Below are 20,186 nucleotides of genomic sequence, written 5' to 3' on the forward strand. Positions count from 1 at the left end.
ATAATGGGTTGGGGTCGATGGACACTGTACGAGGCGCCGCCCAGGCGGAGCGATCTGCGAACCAGGTTGCCTGCCTGCGCGCGCTCGCCGACGCGGACACGGCGCGTACGGTCGGAGCGCTCAGCGCGGACACCGGCCTGTCCCGGCCGACCGTCCACGCGGTGCTCGACGACCTGGTGGACCTCGGTCTGGTCGAGTCGACGAACCCGGCGATCGCCGGACCGGGGCGGCCGGCGAAGGCGTTCCGGTTCGCGCGCGAGGCCGGACTGGTCGCCGGCGTCGACCTCGGCCCGCGCGGCGCCCGCGCCGTGATCTGCGACCTCGCCGGTCAGCGGGTCGGGTACACGGAACTGGCGGGCGAAGGGGCAGTCGATCTCGCGCTCATCCAGCGCACTCTGTCCGCGGCGGCGGACGAGAGCTCGCTGGACCCGAAGCGCATCCGGGCGGTCGGCGTCGGGTTGCCGGGTGTGGTCGAGGCGGACGGAAGTCTGCGGGTCAGCTTGGCGCTGCCGGACCTGGTCGGTGTTCCGGTCGCGGAGGTGCTGTCCGCGGAGCTCGACCGTCCGGTGGCGGTGGACAACGACATCAAGCTCGCGGCGCTGGCCGAGCAGCGCGGCGGCGCCGGGCGCGGGTACTCCGATGTCGTCTATCTCCAGATCGGTCACCGGCTGTCGGTGTCGATCGTCCTGAATGGCGTCATCCGGCAGGGACGGCATCGGCTCGCCGGCGAACTCGGTGCGCAGCGGGGCATGCGCTGGACCCGCAACGCGCAGCGCGGACAGCTGGTCTGGTCGTCGCAGCCGACCGGCGCCGCGGTACTGAAAGCGGCCGCCGCCGGTGACGCGGACGCCCAGGCCGAGATCGACGACTTCTGCGACCAGATCGCCGGGCGGGTCACCGCGGTGCTGCTGGTCGTCGACCCCGAGATCGTCGTCGTCCGCTGCGGACCCACGCAATACAGCGACGCACTGCTCCGCCCACTCGCGGCCGCCGTGCGGCAGCAATTGATCTTCCCCGAACACCCACCGTTCGTCGCCTCGGCCCTCGGCCGGGAAGCGGTGGTCCTCGGGGCGGTCGGCACCGCGTTCGACCGGTACAGCTCAGGTATCTACGGCGTCCACGACTATCCCAGTCCGTGGCACCGCATCACTAATGTGGAGAGGACCACCAGGTGAAGCTAGGAGTCAGCTCGTACTGCTTCCGCCAGTTGATGCAGAACGGCGAGATGGATCTGATCGGGGTGCTGGACTGGGTCGCGAAGTCGCCCGCCGGGCACATCGAGGTCGCCGCGATGGACGGCGAGTACTACGTGGAGAACCCGGACGTCGTCAGCGCCGCCGCGAAGCACTCGGCGGAGATCGACGTACCGATCGTGAACTACCTGGTCAGCGGTGATCTGCGGACCGCCGACAGCGCCGAGATCGACCGGTTGCGTCGCCAGCTGGACGTCGCGCACGCGTTCGGGGCGCGGATCTTCCGGCACGACGTCGCGCCGTGGGCCTGGCGCGAGCAGGACCCGGGGGAGTTCGAGACGACCTTCGCGAAGGTTGTCGAGGGCTGCCGCGCGGTCGCGGACCACGCCGCCGGGCTCGGCATCGTGTCCACGATCGAGAACCACGGGTTCTTCATGAACGGCGGCGAGCGGCTGGCGCGCCTCGTCCACGCGGTCGACCGGCCGAACTTCCGGGTCACCCTCGACCTCGGCAACGGCCTCTGCGTCGGCGAGGTGCCGGGCAAGACCGCGTCCACCCTGCTCGACGTCTCCGCCTCGATCGGCATCAAGGACTTCCACATCCGCCGCTCGGCCGGCGACGGCTGGCTGAAGACCCTTGCGGGCGACTACCTGCTCGGTACGGTCGCGGGCCACGGCGACGTGGATCTGCCGGGGCTGATCAAGCTGATCTCGGCCAAGCCGGACGTACCGGTGAGCCTCGAGTTCGAGGGCCTGGAGGCGACCCCGTACGCGATCGAGCGTTCGCTGAACAACATCATCGCCCTGACGGAAGGTGCGGCCTGACATGACCACGCGAGTTGCGGTGATCGGCCTCGGTTCGATCGCCGGCGAGCACCTGAGCGCGTACCAGAAGAACCCACAGGCCGAGCTGGTTGCGGTCTGCGACATCGACCTGGAGCGGGCCAAGGCGCGCGCGGACGAGTACGGCACCCGGGCGACCGGGAACGTCGAGGAGATCCTGTCCGACGCGGAGATCGACGCGGTCAGCGTCTGCGTACCGAACACGGTGCACGCGCAGATCGCCGAGGCGGCGCTGCGGGCCGGCAAGGACGTACTGGTCGAGAAGCCGATGACCGTCACGGTCAGCGAGGCCGAGGCGCTGGTCCGCGCGGTCGAGGAGACCGGGCAGGCGCTGCAGGTCGGGTACGTCCGGCGGTACGCGCCGAACGCACTGGTGACGAAGCGGTTCCTGGACGCCGGCGAGTTCGGTGACATCTACTCGGCGCGCGCCACCCTGCTGCGTACGGCCGGCAACCCCGGCGGCTGGTTCGGTGACGTGGAACTGTCCGGTGGCGGCCCGCTGATCGACCTCGGCGTGCACATCATCGACCTGTGCTGGTACCTGATGGGGATGCCGAAGGCGGTGTCCGCGTCCGGTGCGACGTTCGCGCCGCTCGGCGCCCGCGACAACATCCAGAACCTGACCCGGTACAAGGCTGCCTCGGCGGCCCGGCCGAACACGGTCGAGGACTACGCGACCGCGCAGATCCGCTTCGACAACGGCGCGGTGCTGGACGTGGACACGTCCTTCTCGCTGCACGCGCGGAACGAGATCAGCGTCCGGATTCACGGTGACAAGGGCGGCGCGGAGATCGAGCCCGAGCTGCTGATGGTGACCGAGCGGCACGACACGCTGCTGCACATCCAGCCGCAGATCGACTCGCTCGGCTTCGACTTCAAGGTCGGCTTCGCGAACCAGATCGACCACTTCCTGAAGATCGTCCGCCGCGAGATCCCGGCCGACGCGACTGCGGAGCAGGGCCTGGAGATGGCCCGGATCCTGACCGCGATCTACGAGTCGGCCAAGACCGGCTCCGAGGTGAAGATCACCCGCTGAGTTGCACCCCGGTCGGCCTTCAGCTGGAGGCCGACCGGGCTTCCAGGCCGTCCAGGATGCTGGTCAGGCCGTAGCTGAAGGTGTCCTCGCCGCCGGCCTCGAGATCACTGCCGCTGTTGGCGGCGTACAACGCGCGCAACCGGGCGTACGGCTCGGCGGCCCGGACCGCGACCGGCCAGACCTCCGCCTGCCACGCGGCCATGTCCAGGCCGCTGCGCTTCAGTTTGCTGACCGTCGCCGCCTCGATCGACGCGAACCCGATCACGTAGCCGAGCACGGTCTTCGAGGCCTGATCCGCCTCGTTCAGCTCGAACCCGGCGGCCAGGTACACGCCGAGCATGGCGTCGGAACCGCGCATCACGTTGGGGCCGAGGTAGTTCATGCCGACGTCGGCGAGCGTCGCCGCCACCCACGGGTGCCGGACGATCATCGCGCGCAGGCTCCGGGCCGCGTGCTCCGCGGCCGGTCGCCACTCGGCGCGATCCGTGACTTCCGGCACGTCCACCTCTCCGTACACGTGATCGACGACCAGCTCGAGTAGTTCGTCCTTGTTCGCCACGTGCCAGTACACGGCGGTGGCGACCGCACCGAGAGCGGCGCCGAGCTTGCGCATCGTCAGCGCCTCCATGCCGTCGGCGTCGAGTATCCGGATCGCCTCGGTGACGATCTGCTCCTGGGTCAGCGCCGGCTGCTCGCGCCGGCGGCCCCGCTTCGGCCGGGTCCAGACGGACGTGTACTCGTCGGTCGCCATCGTCGTACCTCCCTCTTTGGGGGCCAGCGTAGCGGATTTATTGAACGATGTGCAGGACTTGACTGGTGTTCAGGTTGAATTGCACACTGTTCATGTCCGTTGAACGATGTTCAATTCTTGGAGGTGTGCGATGACCGCCAGGCATCCGCGCAGATGGCTGATCCTGATCGTGCTCTGCCTGAGCACGCTCGTGCTGGTCCTGGACAACGGCGTGCTGAACGTCGCCATCCCGGTCCTGACCGAGGAGCTCGGCGCGACTGCGCAGCAGATCCAGTGGATCGTCGCGAGCTACATCCTGGTGTTCGCCGGCCTGCTGCTGACCGCGGGCAGCCTGTCCGACCGGTACGGACGCAAGAAGGTGATGATCATCGGGCTGGCGATCTTCGGCGCGGCCTCGCTGGTCGCGACGTACGCCGGGAGCCCGGAAACCCTGATCGCCGGCCGGGTGCTGATGGGCATCGGGGGAGCGATCGTGATGCCGAGCACGCTGTCGATCGTGATCACCGTGTTCGACGACGAGGAGCGCCGGAAGGCGATGTCGATCTGGAGCTCGGTGCTGATGGTCGGGCTGATCGGCGGCCCGGTCCTCGGCGGCGCGCTGATCGCGCGGTTCTGGTGGGGCTCGGTGTTCCTGATCAACGTGCCGGTCGTCGTACTGGCGATCGCGGCGGCGCTGATCCTGATGCCCGAGTCGAAGGCACCGGCGCGGAAGCCGGACCCGATCGGCGCGGTGCTGTCGATGATCGGGCTGGTCGCGCTGGTGTGGGTGATCATCGAACTGCCCGAGCGCGGGGTTTCGTGGCCGATGCTCGTGGTGGCTGTGAGTGGACTGGCCGCGTTCGTCTGGTGGGAGCTGCGGACGCCGGTGCCGATGGTGCCGCTGGATCTGTTCCGCAGCCGGAACTTCAGTGGGGGCAGCTTGTCGCTGGTGCTGGTTCAGATCGCCAATGGTGGGTTGATTCTGGCGCTGACGCAGTACTTGCAGTTCGTTCTGGGGTTCTCGCCGACCGAGGCCGGGTTGGCGATGGCGCCGATGGCTGTCGCGGTCATCGTGGTGAACGGGCTGGGCGCGACGCTCGGGCAGAAGATCGGGAACCGGCCGTTGACGGTGGTTGGTCTGGTGGTGCTGGCCGGTGGCTTCGGGATCTTGGCGACGCTGTCGGCTGAGGACGGCTTCGGGATGGTGACTGTGGCGCTGGGGGTGTTCGGTGTCGGTGCAGGTCTGGCTCAGCCGGCCGCGACTGCCGCGCTAATGAGTGCGGTGCCGCACGAGCATGCGGGTGTCGGGTCAGCGCTGAACGACACGGTCCAACAGGCCGGCGCCGCGTTGGGCATCGCGATCCTGGGGAGCGCGCTGGCCCACAACTTCACCGCCGCAATGCCGAGCGACGCACCGAGGGAGGCGCGCAAGTCAATCGGCCAGGCGCTCGGCGTGGCAGTTTCCACCGGAGACAGCACACTCCTCGAACACGCAAAAACCGCCTTCACCCACGCCATGTCCGGCACCTTCCTCGTCAGCGCCTTCGCAGTCCTGGGCTCAGCCCTAATCGCCCACCTCCTCCTACAAGACAAGAAAACCCCCGCACCCACCGACCAGAACAACCCCGAATCCATCCCAGCCCCCTAGCCCACGGCATCACCGAAACCGGCAGCTCGACAGTACGTATACGCCCACCGCGCCGGCCCACAGGCGCCCGATGCGACTGGAGCCAGGGCAGTGGGGATATACGCACAGTCAAGCCACCGAACGAACACCACAGCCCACACCGCGCCCACAACACGACACTGCACCGTCGCAGGAGCGTTTTCCGCACTGGGCAGGAGCCTCTCCAGCGCCATTCCAGGAAAAGGCTCCACCAGCAAGCACATCCACTCGGCAAGCCCAGGCACTCGCCTCACCAGCACAAGGCGCACCCCTGGCCCGCCCACCCCGCAGTCCCGCTAGGCACGCCGCCGTGCCGCAGTCCCGCTCGGCACCCCGGCCCCTCGGCGCCCCGGACCCTCGGCGTCCCGGACCTCGGTCGGCCCCAGCACGTCAGCCCCTGGTGCGCCTGCTCCGCACGGCGGGCAGCTGTTTCCCTCCCAAACCGGTTTGGGGCACCTAACCGCCCGCATCAGGGGTGCAACGCTCCCCGCACCACGTGCAGAACCACCCCAAACCGGTTTGGGGTCACCAGCAACCCCGGTCTTCAGCGCCTGCTTGACGAAGTCCACCGCGCCGCCGAACTGGCTGCCGACTCAGTGCAGCTCAGGGGTCAACCCCTGAAACGGATCTGGTGTGGAGCTGGGGAGAGGGGGTCAGGTGGGGTGGCGGAGGTGGGTGGGGACGGCTTTCATAACGCGGCCGAGGTCGTCGGTGATGGCGGCTACGCGTTCGTTGCGGCCGTCGTCGTCTACGTAGATCATGACCGTGCGGACGTCGGCGTGGATGGTGAGTTCCTGGATGTCCTCGGCGGCCAGGCCGCGGCGTTTCTGGTCGGTGACGGCGGAGGCGCGTAGTGAGTGCGGGGTGACCTTCTCGGGGCGCGGGATGCCTGCTGCCCGGGCCAGTCGGCGCAGCATCCGGGTGACGTCGTGGCGGTCGATCCGATTGCCGGCCGCGTCGACGATCAGCGGCGCCGGCCCCGGTCCGTTCCAGGCCGGCCGGGTCGCGAGGTACTGGTCGAGCAGCTCCGCGACCGTCGTCTCCAGCGGGACCAGCTTCGTCTTCCCGCCCTTCACGGTGACCTTCAGCCAGGTCCGCCGGCCCTCATCACGCCGGTCCTCGTCGTTGGCCGCGCAGATCCCGGAGACCCGGAGCGCGTCGGTGAACAACAAGCCGACCACGAGCGCATCGCGGACATCACTCGCGGCCGCGAGCATCGCCATCACCTGGTCGGCAACCAGTACGCGAGCGGATGTCGCCCGCCGCCCGCGCTCGATCCGCGGCCGGTGGTCGTCCACGGAAATGGGGGAGACGACCGGCAGACCCCAGCTCGCCGCATACCGGTACAGGCTGGAGATTGTCGACAATCGCCGGGAGATCGAGGAGTCAGCCGCGCCCGCGTCCTGCTGCCCGGTCAGCCACATCGTGATGTCGCCGCGGCGCAGGTCCAGGCCGAATCGCTCGCGGCCCAGCTCCCGGCGGGCCCAGTCGGCCCAGAGGAGCAGGTCATCGGCGTACGCAATCCGGGTGTCACGGCTGCCACGCCGGGTGCCTCCCAGCCACAGCACGACCAACGCGGTCAGCTCCGGTGTCAGCGCGGCGGCCAGCAAATCGAGCCGGTCGACGCTCGGGGCACTCTGTGGCGCCCGCAGCGGCCGACGGTTTCCCAGCGTCCGTCGCACAGCGGCTTCGGTGCTCGGATCCGGCGGGGGTAGTTCTACGGCCGTCTCATCCGGTCTGAACACCAACGGCGCCGGCAGATTGTCCACAATCTGAAGCCTAGCGCATAACAGGGATTATGCGCTATTTCGGTTTGGTTTTGTTAAGTCTAAAGACACTGACGGAAACGAAACTCAAAGGGGAACTTTATGGACGAAATCGGCTAGAGTGGCAACTATGACGACGGAGGCAGAGCCGGTCTCTCGGTCCCGGCAAGGGCTGTGCGAGTTCCCTGGCGTGACCTGTGCGAACCCGAAGCAGACTGATCCGGGGACGCCGGGCCGCCCGCCGAAGTACTGCGGCAGGGAAGGAGCGGGCGTCGACGGGAACGCGGTCGTGCACAACAAGGCGAACGCCTGGGCCGCGAAGAACCGGCTGGCGAGACAGCCCGTCCGCCGCGACGGTGCCGGAGTGACCTCCGGACCGCCGGGGGTGCCGGTGACCGGTCCGGTGACGGCTGCCCGTGTGACTCTCGAGCAGCTGATGAAGGGCAACCTGCCGCGCCTGGTCGAGGAGCTGGAGGGATACCTGGCGCAGATTGCGGAAGCGGTCCGGACGTACGGCGATGCCGAGGCGGTCGCGGCCGAGGTCGAACAGCTTCAGGCTGCGTCGCGGGCAGAGCTGGCTGATGCCGAACGGCGCCGCGGACAGGAAGAGCACCGCCGCCGGCAGGCCGAGCAGCAGGCGGCCGAGGCTGAGGATGCCCGCGACGAGGCGGACGAGGCGGCCCGGGAAGCGGTGGCGGCGCTGGACGAGGCTCGCGTGGATGTGGCGGTTGCCGAGCAAGCGGCTGAGCAGGCTCGGCGGGAGGGCGAGGCCATCCGGGAGAGTGCTGCGGGTGAGCTCGAGCAGCTCCGGCAGGAGCTCGCCGCGGCCCGTGAGTCCGCGGCGGTGGAGCTGGAGCGGGTGCGCGCCGAGGCCGAGGAGCGGATCAGTGGCCTTCAGGCGACCGCCGACGAACAGCTTCGCCAGGCGCGGAGCGAGGTCGAGGCTGCTCGGACCGCCCAGGCAGCGGCCGAGACCGAGCGACAGACCGCGCAGGCCGTCGCCGACCAGCTGCGTAGCGAGCTGAGCCAGGAGCGCGACCGGCACCGGGCCGAGCTGGACACCCTACGCAGCGAGCATCGGACCGACCGCGAACAACTACGCACCGACCACCAGGCACAACTGGCCGACGTGAAGAGGGCTGCCGAAGACCGTGTCATCGCCCTCACCGCCGCCCAGCACGCAGCCGAACAGGTCGCCGAAGCCCTGCGCCACCAACTGAAAACCCACCAACTTCAAACCGACCAGCCACAGCCCGGCTCATCGCCGGCCGTCCCCGCTCCGATCCACCCGGCCGGCAGTGGCACAGCCGAACAGGGCGATCCCGCGCCGGGGCGTCCGCAGGAGCACGACGGAGCCGACCGCCCACATTGAGTGAGCCGCCTTACCCCGCCGCGACGGCCGCGGCCAGCACTCGGGGATCATGCGCATCGATCACCTGCACGGCCGGGTTCCTGACCAGCTTCGCAAGGCGCTGGTGGTTGGCAGCCAGCGCACTGGTTCTGTTCACGAGCAGAACCATTTCGCTGTCCAGTCCGGTTAGGTGAGTAGGGCTGTGGTTATTGCGTTGGCGTTGGACTCCAGCCAGGTTTGGCGGTGGGTGATCTTGTCGCCTACGCCTTCGGACCACATGCGGGCCCAGCCGCCGCCTAGGGTTTTGGCGCGGTGGTTCATGGTGTGCCAGGCGCGGGTGTTGAGGGCGATGGTCAGGTTCATCAGGCGGTGGCGGTCGGGCTCCGGGAGGTTGTAGGCGTCGGCCAGTAGGCGGCAGCGGTGGGGGCGGTCCAGGCCGCGGAGCTCTGGGTCTAGGTCCTCGTCGGGGCCCAACGGTGCCCACCACAGCATCAGGTTCACCACCTCGCGGGTCCGGCTTACCGGGCGGGCCAGGTCGAAGTCGATCAGCGCGTACGCGCGCCCCGCCCGGAACACGACGTTCTCCGGTGTGACGTCCTGATGCCCGACCAGCTCCGGGGGATCATCCAGCTCAGGCAGACCGGGCGGCTCGATCGGTGCCGGCGCGTTCGCCGGGATCCCGAAGGGCTCGACGGCATCGTTGTACGCACGCAGCAACCGCGCGACCGACACCATCCGCTCCTCGTCCGCGATCCACGCCGGCCGCGGCCGCCCCGCCACTTCGCCCTCGATGTACGTAAGCGCCTGCCGCCCCGCCGAATCGACGCCCAGGAACCGCGGAGCACCCTCGAAACCGACGTGCTCCAAGTGCAGCAGCACGTCCCGGACAAGCTCGTCCCGCTCGCCAGGGGGTCGCCGTACGGTGCCACCGACGCGTACCAGACCGTCGGTCACGTCGCCGCCGAGCAGCGGGATCTCCTCGCCGTCCTCCAGCATCCCCGGCCTCATTCCACTCACTAAGACGTTGGTATACACGATACGATCCGCCGAACTACCCTGCCACGATCCGCCATCGATCGGAGGCACAGAGTGACCGCCACTCCTCTGAAAGCACCGCCGGGCGCCAGCCGTACGCGGTACCTGATCCTAGGGCTCGCGTTCGTCGGTCTCTCCCTGAATTACCTGGACCGGGCGAACCTGAGCGTCGCGCTCCCGTTCATCCAGGACGATCTGCACCTCGAGCTGAGCAACGCCGAGAAGGGCCTGATTCTCGGCGCGTTCTTCTGGGCGTACGACGGCGCGATGCTCGCGGCCGGCTGGTTCGCCGACAAGGTCGGAGCGCGCAAGGCGTTCACGTTCGCCGCCTTGTGGTGGAGCATCGTCACCGCGCTGACTCCGCTGGCGCGCGGGTTCTGGTCGCTGTTCGCGTTCCGGTTCGCGCTCGGCGCGGGGGAGGCGCCGGCGTACCCGAGCGCGACCAAGGCGGCGTCCCGCTGGTTCCCGGCGCACGAGCGGGCGTTCGCGAGCGCGGTGATCGACTCCGGCTCGCGGGTCGGGACAGTCCTCTCGCTGCCGGTGGTGACTGGCCTGATCGCGCTGGTGAGCTGGCACTTCTCGTTCGTCGTCCTGGGCGTACTCGGGATCATGCTCGCCGCGGTCTGGTACTGGTACTACCGCGACCCGGGCGAGCACCGGCACGCGAACGCGGCGGAGCGGGAGTACATCGCGGCGAACGGCGCGCGCCTGGACGAGAACGACACCGAGGCGGCCGCGCAGGTGCGCTGGCGGGACCTGTTCCGGTACCGGACGATCCGCGGCATGATGCTCGGCTTCTTCTGCCTCAACTTCGTCATCTACTTCTTCCTGACCTGGTTCCCGTCGTACCTGAAGGACGCCCGCGGGCTCGACCTCGCGCAGCTCGGGACGCTCGGCACCCTGCCCGGCATCACCGCGATCGCCGGCGGCTGGATCGCGGGCATCGTCGCCGACCGGCGCATCCGGGCCGGCGCGGACGTGACTCGCGTACGCAAGACTGTGATGGTCGGGGGCCTGCTCGGTGGAGCGGCGATCGTCTTCGCGGCACCCGCCAAGTCCGTGTACGTCGCGCTGCTCTTCCTCGCCATCTCCTACGCGAGCCTGGCGATCGCGGCGACCGGGATCTGGTCCCTGCCGGGTGATGTGGCGCCGAGTTCGCGGCACGTGGCGTCGATCGGCGGCATCCAGAACTTCGCCTCGAACATCGCGGGCATCATCAGCCCGTACGTGTTCGGGCTGCTGCTCGACATCTACCACGGCTCGTACCTGCCCGCGTTCGCGCTGGCCGGGGTGGTCGCGGTGATCGGTGCGCTGACGTACGCGTTCGTGGTCGGGACAGCCGAACCGCTGCCGGTCCGGGACAGTTCACCTGTCCGTCATCAAGGGGGCTGACTCTTGGAGCATGAGTACGCCTGATCTGGTCCAAGAGCTTGGCTTCCGGGTGCTGGACGAAGAGGACGACGACCCGGTACTACTCCGGGCCGACGGTACGCCGGTCGACACGTGGCGCGAGGGCTACCCGTACGCCGAGCGCCTGCCGCGGGAGATCTACGACCGGGACAAGCGGCTGCTCCAAATCGAGCTGCTGAAACTGCAGTACTGGGTGAAGCGATCGAAGCAACGGGTAGTACTCGTCTTCGAGGGACGCGACGCGGCCGGTAAGGGCGGGACGATCAAGCGGTTCATGGAGCACTTGAACCCACGTGGCGCCAGCATCGTCGCTCTGGAGAAGCCGACCGAGCGTGAGCAGACCCAGTGGTACTTCCAGCGGTACGTAGCGCACTTGCCGGCTGCCGGTGAGATGACGCTGTTCGACCGGTCCTGGTACAACCGCGCCTGTGTCGAGCATGTGATGGGCTACTGCAACCAGGAGCAGTACGAGGAGTTCATGCGGCAGGCTCCGGAGTTCGAGCGGATGCTGGTCCGGTCGGGGATCCTGCTGGTGAAGCTGTGGTTCTCGGTGTCGCATGCGGAGCAGCAGACTCGCTTCACGATCCGGCAGATCGATCCGGTACGGCAGTGGAAGCTCTCACCGACTGACCTGGCCTCCCTGGACAACTGGTCCGCGTACACCGAGGCCAAGGAAGCCATGTTCCACTACACCGACACGGCCCACGCTCCCTGGACTGTTGTGAAGAGCAACGACAAGAAGCGCGCCCGGCTGGAGGCGATGCGGCACGTGCTGTCCCTGTTCGACTACACCGACAAGGACGTCGAACTGGTCGGCAGTCCGGACCCGAAGATCCTCGGTCCGGCCGCTGAGGTCCTCGAACACGGCGAGTCCGCTACACGTCAGTTCCCCACGCTCTAGGTGGGTAGGGGAAGGTAAACGGTAAAGGTGGCGCCGTGCGGTTCGGTGTTGCTGGTCGTCACCCGTCCGCCATGCGCGGCCACTAGAGCCGCAACGATGGACAAGCCCAGTCCGGAGCCGCCGGTGGTGCGGGTACGGGCAGTGTCGGCCCGGTAGAAGCGTTCGAAGACACGCGCCTTCTGCTCGTCGGACAGACCAGGGCCGGTGTCGCTTACCTCAAGAACAGCTTCGTTGCCGCGCGTACCGACGGAGACCGTGACTGGTGCATCCACCGGCGTGTAGTTGAGTGCATTGCTGACCAGGTTGCCCAGTACCTGGCGCAGGCGGGCCTCGTCTCCTTGGACAACAGGAGCCTGCGAGTCGGGCAGGATCGTCAGCGACAGGTGCCGATCAGGCTGTACGGCCTGTGCGTTGTGCAGTGCGTCCGCAGCGATCGGCAGCAAGTCGACGGACTCCATCCGCAAGGGGCGCTGCTGATCCAGTCGCGCGAGCAGCAGCAGGTCGTCGACCAGCAGGCCCATCCGCTTGGCCTCGTCCTCGATCCGGCGCATCGTGTCGCTGTCCGTCAGGTCACCACGCTGCCGCGCCAACTCCGCGAACCCGCGAATCGACGTCAGCGGCGTACGCAGCTCGTGTGAAGCGTCCGCCACGAACCGCCGCATCCGGTCCTCCGACTGTCGCGCCGCCTCTTCGGACTGGCGCGCCGCCTCCTCGGAGCGCCGTGCCACATCCTCTGAACTACGGGCAGCCCACTCCGACGCCGTACGCTGCGCGAACGCGTTCTCGATCTGTCCGAGCATCTGGTTCAGTGCGAGCGACAAGCGGCCGACCTCAGTCCGCGGATCACGCTGCGGTACGCGCCGGCTCAGGTCACCGCCGGCGATCGCCACAGCGGTGTGTTCGACATCTTCCAGCCCGCGCAGACTCCGGCGTACGACATACGTGCCGACGCCGGCCAGCAGTACCAGCAGAATGACGCCGGCCGCGACCTGGATGCCGATCAGCCGCTGGATGGTGTGGTCCATGTCCTTCAGGCTCTGCGCCACCATCACCGAACCGGTGCCGTCCTCGGTCGGTATCGCCAGTACGCGCCAGGTCGCCCCGCCGGACTGGGCGTCGACGTTGAAGGGACGCCCATCCAGTAGGCGTACCTGGTTCAGGTCGAGCGCCGGCAGCTTCGGTAGCGGCTCTGTCTCCGCGAGGCGTGAGTTGACCGGTCCGTTGTCGCTGGCCCCACCGGAGTCACTGAACTGCACTACGAACTGACTAGGCAGCTGCCGGCGCCCCGGTCCGGCACCAGGGGGCAGCGGCCGCCGGTCCGCTGGTACGTGCGACAGCGGTGCGGCTGTCTGTTGCAACTGCTCATCCACGCGGTCGATCAGGTACCCACGCATGATGGTGGTCGCCAGTACGCCGGACCCGGCCAGCGCGATCGCCACCAGCGCCAGGAGTACGACGACGATGGTGACGCGCAGTGGATACCGGTCGGCGAACCGCTGGTGGGGCTGTTGCATCAGTTGGGCCCTCGCGGAGTACGTAGCACGTAGCCGACCCCGCGGACGGTGTGGAGCAGCTTTTGGTCGCCGGTGTCGACCTTACGGCGCAGGTACGACATGTACGACTCCACCACGCCCGCGTCACCGGCGAAGTCGTAGTTCCACACCGCGGAGAGGATCTGCCCCTTGGACATCACCCGCTCCGCGTTCTCTAGCAGGCACCGCAACAGCTTGAACTCGGTCAGGGACAGCTGGACCGCATGACCTGCCTTGAACACCTCATAGCTGTCCTCGTTCAGCTCCAGGTCCGCATAGCGCAGTACGGCGGCTTCGGTCGCGATCTGTTCGCGGTGACCGGACCGGCGGAGCAGCGCGCGTACGCGGGCGACCAACTCGTCCAGACTGAACGGCTTGGTCACGTAGTCGTCCCCACCGGTCTGCAGGCCGAGCACCTTGTCCTCGACCGCGTCACGGGCAGTCAGGAACAGCACTGGTACATGCCGGTCCTCACCACGCAGGCGGCGTACCACCTCGAAGCCGTCCAGTCCGGGCATCATCACGTCCAGCACGACCAGGTCCGGCTCCACGTCCCGCGCCTTGCGCAGCGCCTCGGCGCCGTGCGTTGCCGTGGTCACCTCGTACCCGGCGAAGCGCAGGCTCGCGGACAGCAGCTCGACGATGTTCGGCTCGTCGTCGACGACCAGCAGGTGCGGACTCATGCTCACAGTGTGCAGCCGGACTCCGTGCGAATCCTGGAAGCTTCCTGGCAATCCGCTGTGAGTCCCGGACCCCTGGTCAGCGCCAGTCAGCGCGGTCCGTGCTTGAATCCCCACTTCTGGCCGGCCGCCTGGCGCACTGTCCCGTCGTTCACCGAGCTGGCGGTCGCGTTACCGTTCGTCACGACCGCAGTCACCCGTACGGTGTTACCGGTCTTCACGTCGGAGATGCCGTCCCGGGCGGCGTTGACCAGCGTGTCGGCGGTCAGTGTGTACGTACGGCTGTACCCGTCACTGCTCTTCACCGTGATGGAGTCCTTGCTGACGGCAGTGACCTGACCGCGCTGCATCGCCATGGTCTGGTAGCCGCCGCCCTCCTTCTGCACCACGAACTCACCGTGCAGTGCACCGCCGAGCCCGAACTCGCCCCGGAAGCCGCCCTTACCCGGACCGTTCGGCTTCTGCTGCTGCCCAGGGGTCGAGGGCGTGGACGGTGACGCTGAGGGTGTCGGGTCCGCGCTGCTGGCCGCCCAAGCGACACCACCCGCGGTGGTCGTCGCGGCCACCGCCGCGATGGTCCCGACCACGCGCCATTGCTTCTGTGAGAGTTTCATAGCACCACACTGCCCGCCGGTCCTGAAACGAAGCTTCAATGCGGCTAAGAAGAGCCTGGCAATCACCTGAAGAACAGGACCGCCACCAGCCAGACCGCGGCGGCCAAGCAGGTACCGGCTAGCTCGATCAGCATCGAGACGCCGGTTTCGCGCAGTGCGTGCTTGGTGGAGGTCCACGCCGCGGAGTGCGTCCGCAGTCGCTGCAGCTCGGACACGTACACGCCGACCGGGAATCCGACGAACATCCCGACCACCGGGATCACGAAGAACCCGACGATGCCGAGCAGTACGCCGACCACCATCGATCGGCGCGGGACGCCCGCCTCGCGGAGCCGTCGCTCCGGTACGACGTACTTGATCACCTGACTGGCCCCGATCAGCACCAGCGCGATGCCGAACACGACCCAGCCGGTGGTGGTGCGCTGGACGATCGCCCAGACCAGGATCGCCGCCAGGCTGAGGATCGCCCCGGGCAGGATCGGCAGCACGATCCCGATGATGCCTACGAAGATCGCCACCCCGGCCAGTACCGTCACCGCGCTCTGCACACCGCCACTCTGCCGCATCGGCAGACCTTTAGGGTGAAGACATGTCTCGCTTGCACGAACTCGTTACCGCACTCGCTGCCCCTTGGGTGGTCCTCTCGCCGCGCTCCGGGCAGCTCACCGGCTCCGGCGCCGAGGGGGTGTACGCGCGGGACCGGCGGATCCTGTCCCGCCTCGCCGTCACCGTCGACGGGCGCGAACCGGTCCCGGTGCATGCCGACGAACGGGACGCGGCCACCCATGAGTACGTCGCGCAGGTCGAGGGACTCGGCGACACCCGGCACGACCCGACCGTGATGCTCTACCGGACCCGGACGGTCGAATCCGATGGCATGACCGAGCAGATCACGCTGGTCAACCGGTCCCGTACCACAATTGAATGCCGGCTGGAGGTTGCCCTCGGCACCGATCTGGCCGGTACGGCGGCGGTCCGCAGCGGCGCCGCGACCAGCCTGCCCCAGCTCGCCCCGCTCCCGGACGGCCCGAGCCGGATCCGCTGGGAGAGCGACGACACCCGCGTCGTCGTGACGGCCGATCCCGGTTTCGTCGCGACGCCGCAACTCGAGCCGGGTACGGAGTACACACTCACGCTCCACGTCACCGCCGACTTCCCGAAGTCCACCACCGGCTTCTCGATCGAGCCGCCGACCGATCGCCCGGTGTACGACATCACCGTCAGCTGTGACGACAAGCGCGTCGAGCGCTGGCTGGAACGGTCACTCGACGACGTACGCGCCCTGCAACTCGCGACCGAGGACGACCGCTACTTGGGCGCCGGCCCGCCCTGGTACTTGACGCTCTTCGGTCGCGACTCGCTGATCTCGGCCGGCATGCTGATCCCGGTCGACCCGGATCTCGCCGCCGGTACGCTGCGCGCGCTGGCCGCCCGGCAGGGTACGAAGGTCGATGCTGGGTCGGCCGAGCAGCCGGGCAAGATCCCGCACGAACTGCGTGCCGAAGTCGCCGATCACGGCGGCGGCCTGGTCCTTCCGCCGGTGTACTACGGCACGCACGACGCCACGCAGCTCTGGATCATCACACTGCACAAGGCGTGGCGCTGGGGGATGCCGTCCGACCAGGTCAGCGACTTGCTGCCCAATCTGAAGCGTGCGTTGAACTGGATGAAGGAGTACGCCGACCCGGACGGCGACGGATTCCTGGAGTACATCGACGAGTCCGGTCACGGCCTGGCGAATCAAGGCTGGAAGGACTCGAACGACGCGGTGCAGTGGCCGGACGGCACGCTGGCGACGGCGCCGATCGCGCTCTGCGAAGTGCAGGGGTACGCGTACGCGGCCGCGATCAAGGGCGCCGAACTGCTCGAGGCGTACGGGGAGTCTGGCGACGAGTGGCGTGAATGGGCTGCCGCTCTTCAGGGACGGTTCCGCGAGACCTTCTGGGTGGATGGCTATCCGGCGATCGCGCTCGACGGTGCGAAGAACCCGGTCGCCGGGCGTGCTTCGAACATGGGTCATCTGCTCGGCACCGGTCTGTTGGACGCGGACGAGGAGCAGACGGTCGCAGAAGTGCTTGCGGGCGCGGATCTCAACAGCGGCTTCGGGCTCCGAACGTTGTCGACGGCAATGACCCGGTTCAACCCGCTCGGCTACCACACCGGCAGCGTCTGGCCGCACGACACGGCGATGACGGTGCAGGGGTTGTACGCGGCGGGCCAGTTCGAGGTTGCTGCTTCGTACGCCGAGGGTCTGGTTCGGGCGGCGGAAGCATTCGAGTACCGGTTGCCTGAGCTGTACGGCGGGCGGGGCGTGAGCGCGGAGCGTACGCCAACGCCCTACCCGCTGTCGTGCCGACCGCAGGCGTGGGCCGCGGCATCCGCTGTCGCCGTGCTGATCGCGTCGCTCGGCCTCGAACCGGACGTGCCGGGTGGGACGTTGACGGTCACGCCGGGGGAGTCCACGCCGTGGCGGACACTCGAACTGACCGGTCTGCGCGTGGGGACCGAGGTCCTGTCGGTGCGATTCGCCGACGGCAAGGCGACCGTGACCAAAGCGGGCTGATCACAGCGAGCTCATCACAGCGCGCTCATTGCAGCGCGCTGACGAGGGCGAAGACGGACAACCCGAGGTAGATCGCGGCGACGACCAGGTTGCGCCGCCGGCTTGTCTTCCGGGCGGAGCCGAGCCGGCGGCCGATCGCGTCCGCACCGACGGCGTAGCAGAGGTCGAAGACGAGCCCGATCGTTGCCGCGCCGGCGCCGAGCAGCAGCAGTTCGGTGCGGAGCTGATCGGGTCCGGCGCCGCGGGTGGTGAACTGCGGGAGAAACGCGAGGAAGAACAGCATCGCCTTCGGGTTCAGCAGGTTCACCACGACGCCGTCCCGGAAGACCCGGCTGAGCGGCGCTGCGACGAGACCGCCGGGCTGCTCGCTGACGGGTGCTCGCAGCATCTTCACCCCGAGGTACGCGAGATAGAGCGCGCCGCTGACCGTGATCGTGGTGAACAGCGCCGGTGCGGCCTTGACCAGCGTGGCGAGACCGAGCGCGGTGACGACGACGTAGACCAGCGAGGCGCTCTCGATCGCCAAGGCGGACACGACCCCTGCGCGCCGTCCCTGGGTCAGGCTGCGGAGCGAGATGTAGAGGTTGTTCGGGCCGGGCACCCCGGCCACCACCGCCGTCGCGCCGGCGAATCCCAGCACCTGTCCGATCCCCATCTGCCGGTGTCTCCTTTGTGAACTGGACTGCTGACAGGCATTAGTCTGGCCAGGCGAATAGCAGTCCACCCGAGCCAATCCGAGGAGAAGTGGACCGTTCTGGGGAAGGTTTCGATCCGGCCGCGCTGGCTGACCTGATCGGGCACCGGCTGACCGGCCGGGGCGGCGGGTTGTACCGGCGGCTGGCCGACGAGATCGCCGCGCTGATCGGTTCGGCCGAGCTGCCGGTCGGCGCCCGGCTCCCGGCCGAGCGGCGGCTCGCCGAGTCGTTGGCGATCAGCCGCTCGACAGTCGTCTCGGCGTACGACGAGCTGCGCGCCCGCGGCCTGGTCGAAAGCCGCCGCGGCAGCGGTACGACGGTCGCCCGCGCCGCCGGTCGCGGGCGTTCACGAGCGGACAAGCGGATGACCACCGGGTACGCGGAATCGCTCTTTCATCGCATCACGGTCGGTCCGGGGGAGGTCATCTCCCTCACGTACGCCGTCGATCCCGGGCTGCCCGAGTTGTCGTCGGAGCTGTCCGAGCTGGCGTCGACCGACTTGCCCGCGCTGCTCGGCGACGTCGGGTATCACCCGCGCGGCCTCCCGGTACTGCGTGAGCGGATCGCGGAGCATTTCACCGAGTCAGGCCTGCCGACGTCATCCGACGAGATCGTCGTGACCACGGGCGCGCATCAGGCGATCGCGCTGGCGACCCAGATGTACTTGCGCAACGGTGCCTCGGTCGTGATCGAGCGGCCCAGTTGGCCTGGTTGTTTCGACCTGTTCGGTGCGGCCGGCGGGCGGGTGGTCGGCGTACCGCTGGACGACGCCGGCGTACGCCCCGATCTGCTGGCCGCTGCTTTCGCCGAACATCAGCCGGCAATGGCCTTCGTGATGCCGACGTTCCATAACCCGACCGGACTGCTCATGTCGGCGAATCGCCGGCGCCAGGTGGCCGAGCTCGCCGCGCGGCACGGCGTCGTACTGGTCGAGGACAACGCGTACTCGGCGTGGGATCCGGCCGGTCCGGAGATCCCGCCACCACTCGCGGCGTACGCGCCGGATGACGCGGAGGTGCTGACGATCGGGTCGGTGTCGAAGGCAGTGTGGGGCGGGTTGCGGATCGGGTGGATTCGGGCGTCGCGTCCGCTCGCCGAGCGACTCGCCCGGCACAAGGCGCTGGCCGACCTGGGGAGTCCGGTGATCGATCAGGCACTGACAGCTCGGCTGTTGCCGCGGCTGACCGAGTTGACGGCGCGGCGGGGGCGGCTGGCGACGGCTCGGAAGAAGCTGATGGGGGAGTTGCTGACGGAGCGACTACCCGAGTGGGAGTGGAGTGCACCGACCGGCGGGTCGGCGTTGTGGATCAGACTGCCGGACACCGATGCGCGGGTCTTTGCACAGGTCGCGTTGCGGCATGGCGTCGAGGTGGTGGCGGGGCAGGCGATGGATCCGTCGGGGAACCATGACGACTACTTAAGGGTGCCGTTTGCTTACTCCGAGCAAGTGCTTGACGACGCGGTCGGCCGGCTGGCGCGGGCCTGGCAGGAGCTGCGGCGGCACGGGCCGGCTCCGGACGTGCCTGTCGTCTGAGCCGGCCCGGCCGTCGAGCTGGATGGCCGTTGAGCTGGGGTGACCGTTGAGCTGGGTGACCGTTGCCTGACACAGAAGGATGGCGGTCACCCGAACCAGGTGAACCGCCATCGAAGCCTGTATGACTTTGGCGCCGCCATTGGCGCGTTTAGGACAACCTGTGCTGTTACCGCTCTTCTTCCGCGGCGGCTGCCGGGGTGGCTTCGAGCCGCCCGGTCTCGTCGTGGATCGTGATCGCGATGTCGCGCAGCTTCTCCGAGTGCTCCCGGCCGTGGTGGGCGCAGAAGAGCAGCTCCCCACCACTGGTCAGAGTGACGCGGACGTAGGCCTGCGCACCGCAGCGGTCACAACGATCCGCGGCCGACAGGGCCGAACTCGGGGCGAGTGCTGTAGTCATTGAGGCCTCATCTCATCTAGTTCCGTACTCACCAGATAGCAACATCCTGACATGCGGATCGCTTCCCGGTGGGGACAACGTGTCCGTATGTGAGACGAACCACCTGTCCTGCTATGACGTTTGCTGACAGGGAATCGTTTCGGATCCAGGCGGATTTCTGCTGAGCCACGGTGGTGGAGTGCTCTATCTCTCACTGTGCGCCATCTTCCGGTCACCGTCTGCTCGATTCCGGAGTGTCGGA

Annotated in this window: 19 protein-coding genes; 9 read left to right on the forward strand and 10 right to left on the reverse strand. The window is 68.3% G+C overall.

The genetic code is table 11. The features are described 5' to 3' along the window. The first annotated feature begins 17 nt into the window (after positions 1–17). From ABD260_RS11000 to ABD260_RS11010, 3 genes are read left to right on the forward strand one after another with little or no spacing between them, the layout of a single operon-like run. On the forward strand, positions 18–1,175 hold the full coding sequence (locus tag ABD260_RS11000; protein ID WP_344233312.1) for an ROK family transcriptional regulator: 1,158 nt from the start codon (positions 18–20) through the stop codon (positions 1,173–1,175). Further along, on the forward strand, positions 1,172–2,017 hold the full coding sequence (locus ABD260_RS11005) for a sugar phosphate isomerase/epimerase family protein (RefSeq protein ID WP_344233313.1): 846 nt from the start codon (positions 1,172–1,174) through the stop codon (positions 2,015–2,017). Before ABD260_RS11000 ends, ABD260_RS11005 begins: the two co-directional genes overlap by 4 nt. 1 nt (position 2,018) lies before the next feature. Further along, positions 2,019–3,071 carry a Gfo/Idh/MocA family protein gene (locus ABD260_RS11010; protein ID WP_344233314.1) on the forward strand — a complete coding sequence of 351 codons (1,053 nt, stop codon included), beginning with the start codon at positions 2,019–2,021 and terminating at the stop codon, positions 3,069–3,071. 19 nt (positions 3,072–3,090) lie between these two features. Here the strand turns inward: ABD260_RS11010 and ABD260_RS11015 are convergent, their stop codons facing one another. After that, positions 3,091–3,822 carry a TetR/AcrR family transcriptional regulator gene (locus ABD260_RS11015; protein WP_344233315.1) on the reverse strand — a complete coding sequence of 244 codons (732 nt, stop codon included), beginning with the start codon at positions 3,820–3,822 and terminating at the stop codon, positions 3,091–3,093. A 130-nt stretch (positions 3,823–3,952) separates the two neighbouring features. On the opposite strand from ABD260_RS11015, the gene ABD260_RS11020 reads away from it, so the two are divergent. After that, the gene (locus tag ABD260_RS11020; RefSeq protein ID WP_344233316.1) at positions 3,953–5,449 is read left to right on the forward strand and encodes an MFS transporter; all 1,497 of its coding nucleotides are present in this window, start codon (positions 3,953–3,955) and stop codon (positions 5,447–5,449) included. 671 nt (positions 5,450–6,120) lie between these two features. Here ABD260_RS11020 and ABD260_RS11025 read toward each other — a convergent pair. After that, positions 6,121–7,236 (reverse strand): tyrosine-type recombinase/integrase, encoded by a 1,116-nt coding sequence (locus tag ABD260_RS11025; protein WP_344233317.1) that lies wholly within the window; start codon positions 7,234–7,236, stop codon positions 6,121–6,123. A gap of 127 nt (positions 7,237–7,363) precedes the next feature. On the opposite strand from ABD260_RS11025, the gene ABD260_RS11030 reads away from it, so the two are divergent. After that, positions 7,364–8,605: a coiled-coil domain-containing protein gene (locus tag ABD260_RS11030; RefSeq protein WP_344233318.1), complete on the forward strand. Its 1,242-nt coding sequence runs from the start codon at positions 7,364–7,366 to the stop codon at positions 8,603–8,605. A gap of 10 nt (positions 8,606–8,615) precedes the next feature. Here the strand turns inward: ABD260_RS11030 and ABD260_RS11035 are convergent, their stop codons facing one another. Together ABD260_RS11035 and ABD260_RS11040 are read right to left on the reverse strand one after the other, a co-directional pair. Then, positions 8,616–8,741, reverse strand: coding sequence for a hypothetical protein (locus tag ABD260_RS11035; RefSeq protein WP_344233319.1), 126 nt, complete (start codon positions 8,739–8,741; stop codon positions 8,616–8,618). A gap of 29 nt (positions 8,742–8,770) precedes the next feature. After that, entirely contained in the window at positions 8,771–9,580 is an 810-nt protein-coding gene (locus ABD260_RS11040) for a hypothetical protein (RefSeq protein ID WP_344233320.1), read from the reverse strand. Positions 9,581–9,673: 93 nt separating this feature from the next. Between ABD260_RS11040 and ABD260_RS11045 the strand changes: the two genes are divergently transcribed. Both ABD260_RS11045 and ppk2 read left to right on the forward strand, forming a co-directional pair. Next, entirely contained in the window at positions 9,674–11,011 is a 1,338-nt protein-coding gene (locus tag ABD260_RS11045) for an MFS transporter (RefSeq protein WP_344233321.1), read from the forward strand. A gap of 10 nt (positions 11,012–11,021) precedes the next feature. Beyond that, positions 11,022–11,930, forward strand: a complete 909-nt coding sequence (gene ppk2, locus ABD260_RS11050; protein WP_344233322.1) for a polyphosphate kinase 2 — start codon at positions 11,022–11,024, stop codon at positions 11,928–11,930. Here ppk2 and ABD260_RS11055 read toward each other — a convergent pair. The 4 genes from ABD260_RS11055 to ABD260_RS11070 form a co-directional block, all read right to left on the reverse strand. Next, on the reverse strand, positions 11,927–13,444 hold the full coding sequence (locus ABD260_RS11055) for a sensor histidine kinase (protein ID WP_344233324.1): 1,518 nt from the start codon (positions 13,442–13,444) through the stop codon (positions 11,927–11,929). The genes ppk2 and ABD260_RS11055 overlap by 4 nt on opposite strands. Continuing rightward, on the reverse strand, positions 13,444–14,145 hold the full coding sequence (locus ABD260_RS11060; protein ID WP_344233325.1) for a response regulator transcription factor: 702 nt from the start codon (positions 14,143–14,145) through the stop codon (positions 13,444–13,446). The genes ABD260_RS11055 and ABD260_RS11060 overlap by 1 nt, the downstream gene beginning before the upstream one ends. An 86-nt stretch (positions 14,146–14,231) precedes the next feature. Next, complete coding sequence (locus ABD260_RS11065) at positions 14,232–14,756, reverse strand: hypothetical protein (protein ID WP_344233326.1); 525 nt, start codon at positions 14,754–14,756, stop codon at positions 14,232–14,234. 62 nt (positions 14,757–14,818) lie between these two features. Then, entirely contained in the window at positions 14,819–15,322 is a 504-nt protein-coding gene (locus ABD260_RS11070; RefSeq protein WP_344233327.1) for a DUF456 domain-containing protein, read from the reverse strand. A 23-nt stretch (positions 15,323–15,345) separates the two neighbouring features. On the opposite strand from ABD260_RS11070, the gene ABD260_RS11075 reads away from it, so the two are divergent. Then, entirely contained in the window at positions 15,346–17,319 is a 1,974-nt protein-coding gene (locus ABD260_RS11075) for an amylo-alpha-1,6-glucosidase (RefSeq protein ID WP_344233328.1), read from the forward strand. A 25-nt stretch (positions 17,320–17,344) separates the two neighbouring features. Here ABD260_RS11075 and ABD260_RS11080 read toward each other — a convergent pair whose 3' ends face one another. Further along, on the reverse strand, positions 17,345–17,974 hold the full coding sequence (locus ABD260_RS11080) for a LysE family translocator (protein WP_344233329.1): 630 nt from the start codon (positions 17,972–17,974) through the stop codon (positions 17,345–17,347). An 89-nt stretch (positions 17,975–18,063) separates the two neighbouring features. Between ABD260_RS11080 and ABD260_RS11085 the strand changes: the two genes are divergently transcribed. Further along, on the forward strand, positions 18,064–19,548 hold the full coding sequence (locus ABD260_RS11085) for an aminotransferase-like domain-containing protein (protein ID WP_344233330.1): 1,485 nt from the start codon (positions 18,064–18,066) through the stop codon (positions 19,546–19,548). A gap of 166 nt (positions 19,549–19,714) precedes the next feature. Here ABD260_RS11085 and ABD260_RS11090 read toward each other — a convergent pair whose 3' ends face one another. After that, positions 19,715–19,945 carry a DUF7455 domain-containing protein gene (locus ABD260_RS11090; protein WP_344233331.1) on the reverse strand — a complete coding sequence of 77 codons (231 nt, stop codon included), beginning with the start codon at positions 19,943–19,945 and terminating at the stop codon, positions 19,715–19,717. Positions 19,946–20,186: the final 241 nt, after the last annotated feature.

Origin of the sequence: Kribbella hippodromi (assembly GCF_039531045.1) — a bacterium.
GTDB classification, from domain to species: Bacteria; Actinomycetota; Actinomycetes; order Propionibacteriales; family Kribbellaceae; genus Kribbella; species Kribbella hippodromi.

Bases quoted from the DNA above. Each gene is read 5' to 3' on its own strand.
- ABD260_RS11055 (WP_344233324.1), bottom strand. From the start codon at position 13,444: ATGCAACAGCCCCACCAGCGGTTCGCCGACCGGTATCCACTGCGCGTC.
- ABD260_RS11080 (WP_344233329.1), bottom strand. From the start codon at position 17,974: ATGGGGATCGGACAGGTGCTGGGATTCGCCGGCGCGACGGCGGTGGTG.
- ABD260_RS11015 (WP_344233315.1), bottom strand. From the start codon at position 3,822: ATGGCGACCGACGAGTACACGTCCGTCTGGACCCGGCCGAAGCGGGGC.
- ppk2 (WP_344233322.1), top strand. From the start codon at position 11,022: ATGAGTACGCCTGATCTGGTCCAAGAGCTTGGCTTCCGGGTGCTGGAC.
- ABD260_RS11075 (WP_344233328.1), top strand. From the start codon at position 15,346: ATGTCTCGCTTGCACGAACTCGTTACCGCACTCGCTGCCCCTTGGGTG.
- ABD260_RS11070 (WP_344233327.1), bottom strand. From the start codon at position 15,322: ATGCGGCAGAGTGGCGGTGTGCAGAGCGCGGTGACGGTACTGGCCGGG.
- ABD260_RS11090 (WP_344233331.1), bottom strand. From the start codon at position 19,945: ATGACTACAGCACTCGCCCCGAGTTCGGCCCTGTCGGCCGCGGATCGT.
- ABD260_RS11030 (WP_344233318.1), top strand. From the start codon at position 7,364: ATGACGACGGAGGCAGAGCCGGTCTCTCGGTCCCGGCAAGGGCTGTGC.
- ABD260_RS11040 (WP_344233320.1), bottom strand. From the start codon at position 9,580: ATGCTGGAGGACGGCGAGGAGATCCCGCTGCTCGGCGGCGACGTGACC.
- ABD260_RS11060 (WP_344233325.1), bottom strand. From the start codon at position 14,145: ATGAGTCCGCACCTGCTGGTCGTCGACGACGAGCCGAACATCGTCGAG.
- ABD260_RS11020 (WP_344233316.1), top strand. From the start codon at position 3,953: ATGACCGCCAGGCATCCGCGCAGATGGCTGATCCTGATCGTGCTCTGC.
- ABD260_RS11000 (WP_344233312.1), top strand. From the start codon at position 18: ATGGACACTGTACGAGGCGCCGCCCAGGCGGAGCGATCTGCGAACCAG.
- ABD260_RS11065 (WP_344233326.1), bottom strand. From the start codon at position 14,756: ATGAAACTCTCACAGAAGCAATGGCGCGTGGTCGGGACCATCGCGGCG.
- ABD260_RS11010 (WP_344233314.1), top strand. From the start codon at position 2,019: ATGACCACGCGAGTTGCGGTGATCGGCCTCGGTTCGATCGCCGGCGAG.